The sequence below is a fragment of the Eubacterium sp. F2 genome (assembly GCF_046244355.1).
Lineage (GTDB): Bacteria > Bacillota > Clostridia > Peptostreptococcales > Anaerovoracaceae > Aminicella.
On sequence record NZ_CP176393.1, the window covers coordinates 1,246,421 to 1,258,298 of the forward strand.

General features: G+C 51.5%; 8 protein-coding genes and 1 pseudogene. 7 read left to right on the forward strand and 2 right to left on the reverse strand.

Annotated features, from left to right (window positions below):
- Positions 1-94: 94 nt before the first annotated feature.
- A complete protein-coding gene (locus tag ACI77B_RS05175) occupies positions 95-595 on the reverse strand; it encodes an HD domain-containing protein (RefSeq protein ID WP_409335846.1) in 501 nt (166 codons plus the stop codon).
- A gap of 939 nt (positions 596-1,534) precedes the next feature.
- Between ACI77B_RS05175 and ACI77B_RS05180 the strand changes: the two are divergent.
- Positions 1,535-3,645, forward strand: a pseudogene (locus tag ACI77B_RS05180) (SNF2 helicase associated domain-containing protein); the annotation flags it as partial.
- A 39-nt stretch (positions 3,646-3,684) separates the two neighbouring features.
- The gene (locus ACI77B_RS05185) at positions 3,685-4,248 is read left to right on the forward strand and encodes a DEAD/DEAH box helicase (protein ID WP_409337698.1); all 564 of its coding nucleotides are present in this window, start codon (positions 3,685-3,687) and stop codon (positions 4,246-4,248) included.
- Between the two features lie 413 nt (positions 4,249-4,661).
- On the opposite strand, the gene hisD is transcribed toward ACI77B_RS05185, so the two are convergent.
- The gene (gene hisD, locus ACI77B_RS05190) at positions 4,662-5,930 is read right to left on the reverse strand and encodes a histidinol dehydrogenase (protein WP_409335847.1); all 1,269 of its coding nucleotides are present in this window, start codon (positions 5,928-5,930) and stop codon (positions 4,662-4,664) included.
- A 560-nt stretch (positions 5,931-6,490) separates the two neighbouring features.
- Between hisD and aroF the strand changes: the two genes are divergently transcribed.
- The 5 genes from aroF (at position 6,491) to ACI77B_RS05215 (ending at position 11,877) form a co-directional block, all read left to right on the forward strand.
- Entirely contained in the window at positions 6,491-7,498 is a 1,008-nt protein-coding gene (gene aroF / locus ACI77B_RS05195) for a 3-deoxy-7-phosphoheptulonate synthase (protein WP_409335848.1), read from the forward strand.
- Between the two features lie 137 nt (positions 7,499-7,635).
- Positions 7,636-8,493 carry a prephenate dehydrogenase gene (locus ACI77B_RS05200; RefSeq protein ID WP_409335849.1) on the forward strand — a complete coding sequence of 286 codons (858 nt, stop codon included), beginning with the start codon at positions 7,636-7,638 and terminating at the stop codon, positions 8,491-8,493.
- Positions 8,494-8,538: 45 nt separating this feature from the next.
- On the forward strand, positions 8,539-9,573 hold the full coding sequence (aroB, locus tag ACI77B_RS05205; RefSeq protein ID WP_409335850.1) for a 3-dehydroquinate synthase: 1,035 nt from the start codon (positions 8,539-8,541) through the stop codon (positions 9,571-9,573).
- A 5-nt stretch (positions 9,574-9,578) separates the two neighbouring features.
- Complete coding sequence (gene aroA / locus ACI77B_RS05210) at positions 9,579-10,796, forward strand: 3-phosphoshikimate 1-carboxyvinyltransferase (RefSeq protein ID WP_409335851.1); 1,218 nt, start codon at positions 9,579-9,581, stop codon at positions 10,794-10,796.
- Positions 10,797-10,875: 79 nt separating this feature from the next.
- Complete coding sequence (locus tag ACI77B_RS05215) at positions 10,876-11,877, forward strand: chorismate synthase (protein ID WP_409335852.1); 1,002 nt, start codon at positions 10,876-10,878, stop codon at positions 11,875-11,877.
- The last annotated feature ends 1 nt before the right edge of the window (position 11,878 follow it).

An 11,878-nucleotide genomic window follows, 5' to 3' on the forward strand; every position in this document is an offset into this window, starting at 1 on the left:
CGCCCGGTCTGAAGAGTCAGCTTCATTTCCGGCCATCTAATGGAAATGCGTTGTTTTCACCTGTTAACTGCCGGCTGTTTTCTGTCTGTGTAGTTTATTCGTCTCTAAACATATCGTGCAGAATCTGAAGACCGGTTTCTGTTTTGAAGATCTTCTTTTCTGCGCTTTCGATCGCAGCCTTGTCGAGCTTGTCTTCATAGATGTTGACGAGGAAGTCTGCTTCTACCAGAATCTGGTAGTCATCGCCATCGATGGAATCATAGGTGTGATGATGACCGACCAGGTATTTTACACGGGAAATCTGGTCTTCTGAATATCCGCCGACCTTGCGCAGCAGTTTCTCTGCTTCTGCAGGGCCTTCTTCTTCCTGGTATTTTCCATTGCTGCTTCCGTATTTCTCTTCACTGACGTGGATGCCGATGTCATGAACGATGGCGGCAGTCTCAAGAACGTGCTTTTCATTCGGGTCGATGCCTTCACGTCCTGCGATCAGTGTCGCGAATGTATATACTTTAATAAAATGCTGAATACGCTGCGGATCTCCCTGATCATAGTTGATCATAGCGAGGATGAGGCGCTCATCTGGTCTGTTCATTTCTGCTGTTCCTCCTGCAATTTTCCGGACTTTCCCGGTGCATCTGCGCCGCGGAAGCGCGGAACTGAAATTTCAATAACACTATCAGTATAACAGAAAAATAATTTTCAGAAGGGCTTTCTTCAAAAATATATCCCTAACGTGTATAATAATATGAATGGCTGTGTATCGCTGAACATCTTCAGCCGATACGTCGGCAGCGGCAGAATGTGAACGAACGAGAGGGATGAGAGCGTGGCAGAGGACAGCAGAATAAAGAAAAAAGTTTCCGGTCCGGAGATCCCGGAAGCTGTCTATAAGAATTTTGAAAAACTGTTCAGCGATCAGTACCGGTATTTTGACTACCCGAGCATGCTCAGGAAGCTGAAGATTCCGATGCAGCTCTGGACGGAGGGCATGAATCTGGCAAAATCCGGGCAGTTTGAGCTGGAATCTGTAGATATCCGTTTTTTCCGGCGCATGGGCGGTGTGCAGTCCGGTGTCGCAACCGGAATCCTGCATAAGAAGCGCAGGGATATCAGTGTGTTTGTCTGGTTTACGCAGGACACGGTCACGGAAATGTCCTGTTATGACGACGACTGCATGCTTTCCTATTTTGATTCCAGTGATCACTGGAACAACCAGATCTGTGTGCATATGGCGGCGCTTATCTACTTGATGGGAAGCTATTTGTACGATCATAACCCGGGAGACGCAACGGATTCCGGGGCCAGCCGCCTGGTGGATAATTTCCGGAAAGACTATCTGCAGTCCTATTCCCGTCAGGAGCGGACGGCAGCAGAAAGTCAGCTGATTTCCACACAGCCGCTTCTGGATCTGGAGCCTTATGTCATGCTGAAGAACGGCACTCTTCAGATGATGATGCGTGTGGGAGCCGGAAGAAAGTATAAGATCAAGGACCTGCAGGAATTCTGCACATCGGTGGAGCAGCATCAGTCCATGCGTTTTGGCAGTAAAACGGAGTTTCTACTGGGGGATGACCGGTTTACCTCCAGAGGGCTGGAATATTACCGTTTTCTTCACCGCATTATCCGGCAGCACAATGCCGCGGATGAAAACGGGGCGGATTTTTCTGACCTGAGTGCGTCGGTACTTCTCTACGGAAGTATTCTGGATGATTTTTACGATATTCTGAAGGGCGATTCTGTCGAGTATAAGGTGTATGGCGGTGAGAAGTACAGGATTACACCGGATACCGGCGACCTGCATGTAAAGGTTCTCCTTCAGCCGGTCACTTCTGGAAGCGGGGTGCTGCAGGGCGTGAGAATGGAAGGCACCTGTCCTCTGATTTTCAAGGGACAGAACTATGCCTACCGTTTCGGCCAGCACCACCTGCGGAGAATCGGTCTGGATGCCGTAGAAGCCATGCAGCCGCTCTGGGACAGTCTGCGCAGAAACGGCGATCTGAGAAGCTTCGATTATGTATTCGGCAGACAGAATCTGGCGGTTCTGATGTATGATATTCTGCCCTGGATGCGTCGTTACGCAGCTGTGGAAGTGGAAGAGGAAGAAAAAATACAGGAATGTCTTCCGCCGCTTCCGGAGTTTACTTTTTATCTGGACGCGCCGGGACAGGATGTGACCTGCCGCGCCGTCAGCAGTTATGGAGATGAACAATACGATCTGCTGCAGCTTTCTTCTGCAGACACGATTTCAGAGAGCCGTGACAGAGAAAGAGAAAACCGAGTTCTGACGGAACTGAGACAGTACTTTCCGCAGAAGACGGAAGACGGCTCCATGCTTACCTGCGGAGGAGATTCCAATACGGTATACCGCTTTATGTCCGCCGGCGTAGAGCGCCTGATGGAAATCGGCGAAGTCAATGCCACGACCAGATTCCAGCGCGTCCGGATCCGGAAGAGCACCCCGGTAAAGATTGGCGTGCGTCTGACGGAAGGACATCTTCTGGACCTGAATGTAGAAGGCGACATGAGTCCGGATGAACTGACGGAAATCCTGCAGCAGTATCAGGAGAAAAAACGCTTCTACCGCCTGAAGGACGGCAGTTTTATCAATCTGAATGAAGAGAAATTCCAGCGGCTGAACGCGATTATGGAATCCCTGCAGATGAGTCCTAAGGAGTTCGTCCAGGGAAACATGCAGATCCCGGCTTACCGCACCCTCTATATCGAGAAAATGCTGGAAGATGCCGGCGATATCGAGGCCGAGCGCGACCATAAATTCAGAGAACTCGTGAAAGAGTTCAAGACCATTGACGACGCGGATTTTGCCGTCCCGGGCACACTGAAAGGCGTGCTGCGCCGCTATCAGAAGGTCGGCTACCGCTGGCTGAGAACCCTGGATAAATACGGCTTCGGCGGGATTCTGGCCGATGACATGGGCCTGGGAAAGACCGTACAGGTGATCGCAGTCCTCCTCGCGGCAAAAAAGAAGAGCAAGGACACAATGTGTCTCTGGTGGTTTCCCCGGCTTCACTGGTTTACAACTGGGAGGCAGAAATTTCCAAGTTCGCCCCGGAGCTGCGTGCCTGCACCATTACCGGAACCTCTCCGGAAAGAGCACGGAAAATCAAGGCGGCAGAGAATTACGATGTGCTGATTACTTCTTATGATCTGCTGAAGAGGGACATCGCGGAGTATGAGGACATCCGCTTCCGCTTTGAAATCATCGATGAGGCGCAGTATATAAAGAATCACATGACGTCTGCCTCCAAGTCCGTCAAGATCATTCAGAGCCAGACCAGGTTTGCGCTGACCGGAACGCCAATTGAAAACCGTCTGAGCGAACTGTGGAGCATTTTTGATTACCTGATGCCGGGATTCCTGTACCGCTATGATACCTTCCGGAATCAGTTTGAGAAACCGATCGTCCTCCATCATGACGATGATACGATGGAAAGGCTGAAAAATATGGTTTCCCCGTTTATTCTCCGCCGCTTCAAGCAGGATGTCCTGAAAGATCTCCCGGACAAGCTGGAAGAAGTGCATTATTCCTACATGGAAAAGGAGCAGAAGGAACTGTATCAGGCACGGGTCCAGCAGATGAGGAACCGTCTGCTGGCGCAGGATGCGAAAGACTTCCAGAAGAACCGTTTCCGGATTTTTGCGGCGCTTACACAGATCCGACAGATCTGCTGCGATCCGTCACTCTGTTATCAGAACTATAAGGGCGGATCAGCCAAGAGAGAGGCCTGCGTGGAACTGATTCAGAGCGCGGCGGAGCAGGGACATAAGATCCTGGTCTTCTCGCAGTTCGTGTCCATGTTGGATCTTCTGGAGAAGGATTTGGATGAACGGAAGATTCCGTATTACAAGATTGTCGGAAAGACACCGAAACTGGAGCGTCTGGAACTGGTAGACCGATTTAATGAGGGGGACACGCCGGTCTTTCTGATTTCCCTCCGTGCGGGCGGAACGGGACTGAATCTGACCGGTGCCGACGTGGTCATCCATTATGATCCATGGTGGAATCTGGCGGTGCAGAATCAGGCAACCGACCGTGCCTACAGAATCGGACAGAAGCGGAAAGTGACCGTATATAAACTGATTATGAAAAATACAATTGAAGAGAGAATAATGGAAATGCAGGATGCGAAAAAGCAGCTTGCCGAAGATATCCTGAACACGGAAGGAACCGGAAGCGGAGTTATTACCAGAGACGATCTTCTGGATCTGCTGGAAGAAGAGTTTTAGCGGAAAGACAGACACAATTGAAAAGGGAGCGGATTCCGAAAGGCTTCCGCTCCCTTTTCAATTGCATTTTGATTCTTTTGTAAACAGGAGGTTCCACAGATCAGACTGCAGATTTTCTGCCTGCCGCCCTGAACGGCATGAATGAACAGGACGAGTCTGATCGGAACCGCCGGATCCTTACCGGCGTTGGACTTAGTATACGCTCTACAAGAATAATAATCAAGCGATTTTTGTAATTTTAATGAAATTATTTATCATAATTTGTGTTCATTAAACAGTTTAGTCCACTTTTGATTTATCGTGGTAAAGTTCACAGGGGCTTTCAGCAGGGCTGGATCAGTGGTGACGGCCCCCGGAAATCATGGTCAAATCCCGAAGGCATTGACCAGAACCCTCTGCCTGTAAAACGAGGATCAGGCCTTGCGCTTATCCGCGGCGATGGCGTGTCCTTCCAGACCTTCTCCTCTTGCCATTCTGGCCGTGAGAGGGGCAATCTTCTGAGAGGCTTCTCTGGTCATGCTTTGGTGTGTGCAGACCTTCAGGAACATGCCGGTCCAGACACCTCCGGTGTAGCGGGCAGCCCGCATGGTCGGAAGAGTGTGGTTGGTGCCGGATGCGTAATCTCCGAAGACTTCTGCAGTATTTCCGCCGATGAACATGGATCCGTAGTTGACGAACTTTTCGTGGATGGCTTCCGGATCAGCGACATTGATTTCCAGGTGCTCCGGCGCGATCTCATTGGCAATTTCAACGGCATCCTCCAGCTTGTCCAGAACACGGATTTCTCCGTAGTCCTGCCAGGAAGCGGATGCATTGGCACGGTTTGCTTCTGGAAGAATCTTCAGTTCTTCATCTACATACTTCATGACGGCACGTCCCAGTTCTTCACTGTCAGTCAGCAGAATTCCCTTGGCATTCGGGTCATGTTCAGACTGCGCCATCAGGTCAGCGGCCAGAACATCAGGGCGGGCATTTTTATCCGCGACCACCAGAACTTCACTCGGGCCGGCGACAAAGTCGATGCCGACCTGTCCGTAGCACTGGCGTTTTGCTTCTGCAACGTACTGATTTCCCGGGCCGACAATCATATCTACCGGTTTGATGTTTTCTGTTCCATAGGAGAATGCGGCGATGGCCTGGGCACCGGATACGGCATAGATTTCATCGGCTCCTGCAAGATCCATGGCAACCAGGGTCTTCGGATTGATCTTTCCCGTTCCTCTTATGGCAGGAGAACAGGAGACGATACGCCTTACGCCAGCTTCTTTGGCTGGGGTGATCAGCATCAGCGCGCTGGAGTAAAGTGGAAAGCGTCCTCCCGGCACGTAGCAGAGGCAGGAACGGACCGGAATGACTCGGTCGCTTAAGTAAATGCCTTCTCTCGGGCTGAAGTCATGAACCTCGGTCAGTGTCTTTCTCTGGGCAGCCGCGAATGCCTGGATGTTTGCGTGTGCGGCCTTCAGATCAGAGAGTTCCTGCTCGGAAACCGCATCATAGGCTTCCTGGATTTCCTCTTTTGTTACACGGAAATCTTCCCTGTTATTATCGTCGAACTTTCTGCAGTATTTCTGAAGAGCGTCATCACCGTTTTCGATCACATCATCGATGATGTCCGAAACAGCGGTTCTGACGGCGCGGCGGTCCTGCGCGGTTCTCTGTTTTGACTCTTTGATAATCTTCATATATGTACACCTCTTGCTTATTTCTTTTGTCCGATCCTGACGGATTGTGTCCACTTTAATGCTTTATCGCTTTAACGCATGATAACATAAAACTATTGAACCGCAGAATCAGGATTCTGTCAAGTTATTTTACAACATATCTTTCGATAGTTTGTATATTAAAAACAAAAAAACATATAAAATTTGTGAAAAGGTACTGGACGAATCGGGAAAAACGTGTTAACCTAGCAATGTCATCATGATAGTGACAGTAGTCATCAGTATAATGACAGAAATGGAAAGGAATTCATTTACGATGAGAAACTTCTGGTTTGCAGCAGAATACTATTATTATTACTTTTTCTTTAACAAAAGAAGAAGCTGTTTTGCTGCAATCGCCAATCGGGCGTAAATCGGAATGAACTCATCACAGAAGTGATTGAAATCAAGCCTCGCAGCAAAGTCTGCGGGGCTGTTTTTTTAGGAACGCGGCTGGCTGCCGGATGAAATCAAAAAGCCTTACGCAGAAATCTGCAGGAAGTAAAGAAGAAGGATGTGCGCAAAAGCGCAGGGAGGATGAAATGATTGTAGTACTGAAACACGACACACCGAAGGAACAGCAGAATCAGCTGGTAGAATGGCTCGAGCAGCAGGGTGTCAAGGCAGACGTTTCTGAGGGCACATACCAGACTATTATCGGACTGGTGGGTGACGTCAGCAGAATCGATGTAGAAATGCTCTCCATGCTCGATATCGTTCAGGATGTCAAGCGTGTTACAGAACCATATAAGAAGGCAAACAGAGCCTTCCATCCGGAAGACACCGTCATCGATGTCAATGGAGTCAAGATAGGCGGCGGCAACTTCGCCGTTATCGCAGGACCGTGTTCCGTAGAGTCTGAAGAGCAGATCGTCGAGGTTGCGAAGCGTGTCAAGGCCGCAGGTGCCAACCTCCTCAGAGGCGGTGCCTTCAAGCCGAGAACTTCGCCTTACTCCTTCCAGGGAAAGCGCGCAGAAGGTCTGGAACTGCTGGAAAAGGCCAAGGAAGCAACCGGACTTCCGATCGTTTCCGAGATCATGAATGAAAACCACATTCCACTGTTCGAGAACGTTGATATCATTCAGGTTGGTGCCAGAAACATGCAGAACTTCGAACTGCTGAAGGCACTCGGAAAGCTCGACAAGCCGATCATGCTGAAGAGAGGACTTGCCAATACGCTGCAGGAGCTCCTGATGAGCGCGGAGTACATCATGGCAGGCGGAAATGAGAAGGTCATCCTCTGCGAGAGAGGAATCCGCACTTTTGAGTCCTACACTAGAAACACCCTGGACCTGTCTGCGGTTGTCGCACTTCACGAGAAGAGCCACCTTCCTGTTGTCGTAGACCCGAGCCATGCAACGGGCCGCAGAAACTTCGTTAAGCCGATGGCTCTGGCCGCAGCAGCATGCGGAGCAGACGGACTCATGATCGAGGTTCACAATAATCCGTCCAAGGCACTCTGCGATGGCGCACAGTCCCAGACCCCGGATATGTTCGATGACACCATGAATGCGGTAAGACGTGTCCGTGCAGCAGCATTGGAAGACTAATTATTACTATATAGATGTAATTTTTCGCGGCGCATCACTGCCGCAGGACAAAATACAACATGCAAGAAAAAAACGCGCGGCCGGAAGGTCCGGCTGCGTGAGGATCAGGAAGCATCTGATCGGAAAGGAGTAAGACAATGAAGGTTGGAATCGTAGGACTTGGGCTGATCGGAGGATCTCTGGCAAGAGCATTGAAGGCATCCGGAGCTGAAGTCTACGGCTATGATGTACAGCCGCTGACGCTTCAGTTCGTTCAGATGCAGGGAAGCTGCGATGAGGTTCTGGATGAGAATAACGTCAATGAATGTGATTACATCTTCCTGGCCATTCCACCGAAAGCGGCGGAAGACTGGCTGAAGGATCACGCAGAAAAGATCGGAAAGCGTGAAAAGCAGCCGGTTATCATGGACTGCTGCGGCGTCAAGCGCAGTATCTGCAAGATTGGATTCGAGCTGGAAAAGACAGCAGGAATCACCTTTGTCAGCACCCACCCGATGGCAGGACGCGAAAACTGGGGATTCAAGAACAGTGAAGAGGATATGTTTGAAGGTGCGGTCTGTGCAGTCATCCCGAGCGACCGGGACAGAAACAATCTGGACCTGATGGGAGAAGTCAAGGATGTCCTCAGAAAAGCGGGATTCAGCAGATTCTCTGTCATGACTCCGGATGAGCATGATGAGGTCATCGCCTTTACTTCCCAGCTGTCTCACCTGGTTTCCAGCTCCTTCGTCAAGTGTGATGACGGAATCCGTGAAGAGGCAGAGGTTGCCGGAGGCAGCTTCCGGGATATGACCAGAGTCGCCTTCCTTAATGAGCATGTCTGGGCGGACCTCTTCCTGGAGAACAGGGATAACCTCCTTGACAAGCTGAACCTTTTGATCGGGGAACTGCAGAAATATAGGGAAGCGCTGGAAAACAACGACCGCGATGAGCTTACCGATCTTCTGGCAGAAGGAAGAGAAGAAAAGGAAATTCTCGCAGCCAATGCGCAGTAGTTCATAATAACAGAAGAAAAAGCGGAGAACGGAAGGGAGCAGAAAATGAAACTGGAGGAAATCGGCAGTCGTGTGAAAAAGATTCAGGACGGCGGGAAACTGGCGGTGATCACGGATGAAAACGTGGGGCCGCGATACCTGCTGGACTGCACCAAATCGCTGAAGGAAGCGGGATTTCAGGTATACACATTTACTGTTCCTGCAGGAGAAGAGTCGAAGAGCGGAAGGGTTTACCTGGAGATGCTGAACAAGCTGGCAGAGATTCCGCTGACGCGCTCTGACGGTGTCGTGGCACTGGGCGGCGGAATGGTCGGCGATCTGGCCGGATTTACCGCAGCCACTTATCTCCGCGGCATCCGCGTGATTCAGGTCCCGACCACTCTTCTTGCGGCTGTAGATTCTTCGGTCGGGGGGAAGACCGCCATCAACCTTCCGGAGGGGAAAAACCTTGCCGGAGCCTTCCATCAGCCGGAACTGGTTCTGCAGGACGCGGAGCTTCTGAACTCACTGCCGAAGAGCGTTCTGCTGGATGGCATGGCAGAAGTCATCAAGTACGGCATGATCGCCGATGAAAAATTGTTTGCCGAGCTGAAGGATGTGGAAGCATCGTGGAAGAATCTGGAAAACATCGTAGAGACCTGTGTCTCCATCAAGAAGAAGTTCGTTGAGGAAGATGAATTCGACTACGGTGTCCGCCATCTTCTGAATTTCGGTCACACCATCGGCCATGCAATTGAGAAATGCAGTGATTTCCGCTTCAGCCACGGCCTTTCCGTAGCCAAAGGCATGAATTACATCACCGCCATTGCTGTGAAAAAGGGCTGGTGTGAGCAGTCTGTTTTCGATGAGCTTCATGCCATGTTGAAAGAATACGGATTCGATCTTTCCGTTCCTTACGATAACGATTCTTTATATGATATTATGTGTTCAGACAAGAAGCGGGAGAAAAACTCGATCGATCTGGTGATTCCAGAGCGTATCGGCAAGTGTGTCCGCAAGACGGTTCCGGTGGAAGATCTGAAGGAACTGCTTGAGATCGGCCGGCCGGCTGTCGACCGGGAAGGAAATGGAGCGGAGTAAGGGAAATGAAAGAAATTACCATTACAGCAAGCAAATCGGATGCGCACCGGGCGTGGATCTGCGCCTGTCTTTCCGGGATGACCGGCCATCCCTGCCGGGTGTCTCTTGAAGGCGGGTCCGATGATATTTCCGCAACCGTTTCCTGCATGGAGGCTCTGAAGAACGCCGGACGGGGCGGAGAGGCAGCGCTGCACTGCCGCGAAAGCGGTTCGACACTCCGCTTTCTGCTTCCGGTTACAGCGGCTCTGGGCGTGCACGGAAAATTCTATCCGGAGGGAAGACTTCCGCAGCGGCCCCTTTCTCCTCTCTATGAAGAGCTGGAAAAACACGGCTGCAGGCTGAGCGCACCGGGAATTGTGCCTTTTGAGATTGAGGGACAGCTGACCCCGGGAACCTTCACCATTCCGGGAAATGTGTCCTCCCAGTACATCAGCGGCTTATTATTCGCCCTTCCTCTTCTGGAGGAAGACAGCGTCATTGAAATCCCGGGCGGTCTTCAGTCTGCCGGATACGTAAAGATGACGGAACGGACACTTCAGCGTTTCGGAATTCAGTTTAAGGATTCCGGCAGCCGGATTGAGATTCCGGGAAAACAGACCTATTCCGGTCCTGACATCTATAAAGTAGAAGGCGACTGGTCCAATGCAGCCTTCTGGATGACCATGGGAGCGATCGGTGAAGAGCCGGTTTCCGTGCACGGCCTCCAGAGCGGCACCGCCCAGGGGGATTCTGCGATGCTGGCGCTGCTTCAGAAGTTCGGAGCCGACGCGCAGATGCAGGGAGATACCGTGACCGTCCGTCCGGCGTGCGGGAAGCTGCAGGGCATGGAAATCGATGCCGGAAACATCCCGGACATTGTTCCGGAGCTGGCGCTGACGGCCTGTCTGGCAGAGGGAACCACGGTGATTTCCCACGCAGAGCGTCTGCGGATGAAGGAAAGCGACCGCCTGACGGCTGTGTCCGCTGTACTGAACGGACTGGGTGCAGATATTGAAGAAAAGCCGGACGGCCTTGTGATCCACGGCAGCGGAGGACAAAAACTGACCGGCGGCGAGGCAGACGGTTTTCATGACCACCGCATCGTCATGATGGCAGCCGCAGCTTCGACGGCCTGCCAGAATCCGGTGACCATTCTTGGATCCGAGGCGGCATCCAAGTCCTATCCGACCTTTTTTGAGGAAATGAAAAAGGCGGGATTGGACGGAAAGGTCATCAGAAAATAGTAGAAAGGAAAGCTCTTGCCGGGTGGATTTTGTCCGGAGGAGCAGAAAATAACAGAGAAAAAGAAAGGAAATCAATCCTATGTCTTCATCATATGGAAAATGGGTGAGGATCTCAATCTTCGGTCAGTCGCATTCGGAGGCGATCGGCGTCACGATTGACGGACTGCCGGCCGGGATAAGGATCGACATGGCGGAGCTTCAGCGATTTATGAACCGTCGGGCTCCGGGACAGAGCCGGTATTCTACCCCGAGAAAGGAAGCGGACCGTCCGGAATTTATCAGCGGACTGGTGGAGGATATCACCTGTGGAACGCCGCTTACAGCGCTGATCCGTAACACCAATACCAAGTCTAAGGATTACGATAATATCCGGGATATTCCGCGTCCTGGTCACGCAGATCTGACCGCCCACATTAAATACAGAGGCTTTGAGGATGTTCGTGGAGGAGGTCACTTCTCCGGACGTCTGACGGCGCCGCTGTGCGTTGCGGGAGGAATTTTCAAGCAGATTCTGCAGCGGAAAGGGATAGAAATCGACGCGCGGATTGTGGAGATCGGCGGAAACAGTGAGGATCCGTACGCAGAAATTGACCGGGCCAGAGAGGATCTGGATTCGGTCGGAGGTATTGTAGAATGCAGAGTAACCGGCGTGCCGGCGGGAATCGGAGATCCGATGTTCGATGGTGTGGAAAATACCATTGCGCAGACCGTGTTCGCGATTCCGGCGGTAAAAGGAATTGAATTCGGCGCGGGATTCTCTGCAGCCGGAATGAGAGGCAGTCAGAACAACGACCCGTTTTACATGGATGAGGACGGAAAAATCCGTACCCGTTCCAATAACAGTGGAGGAATCTTAGGCGGAATCACGAACGGAATGGAGATCGTATTCCGCTGCGCATTCAAGCCGACACCGTCCATCGCAAAGCCGCAGGACAGCATCAGCTGGTCCACGGGAAAAGATGCGGTGCTGGAAATCAAAGGACGCCACGACCCGTGCATTGTGCCGAGAGCCCTTCCTTGTGTCGAGTCTGCCGCTGCGCTGGCTCTGATCAATTTAATGAATCCGGCAGACTTAATTTAAA

Excerpts from the sequence above, each read along its gene's own strand:
- ACI77B_RS05175 (WP_409335846.1), bottom strand. The coding sequence starts at position 595 with ATGAACAGACCAGATGAGCGCCTCATCCTCGCTATGATCAACTATGAT.
- hisD (WP_409335847.1), bottom strand. The coding sequence starts at position 5,930 with ATGAAGATTATCAAAGAGTCAAAACAGAGAACCGCGCAGGACCGCCGC.
- aroF (WP_409335848.1), top strand. The coding sequence starts at position 6,491 with ATGATTGTAGTACTGAAACACGACACACCGAAGGAACAGCAGAATCAG.
- ACI77B_RS05200 (WP_409335849.1), top strand. The coding sequence starts at position 7,636 with ATGAAGGTTGGAATCGTAGGACTTGGGCTGATCGGAGGATCTCTGGCA.
- aroB (WP_409335850.1), top strand. The coding sequence starts at position 8,539 with ATGAAACTGGAGGAAATCGGCAGTCGTGTGAAAAAGATTCAGGACGGC.
- aroA (WP_409335851.1), top strand. The coding sequence starts at position 9,579 with ATGAAAGAAATTACCATTACAGCAAGCAAATCGGATGCGCACCGGGCG.
- ACI77B_RS05215 (WP_409335852.1), top strand. The coding sequence starts at position 10,876 with ATGTCTTCATCATATGGAAAATGGGTGAGGATCTCAATCTTCGGTCAG.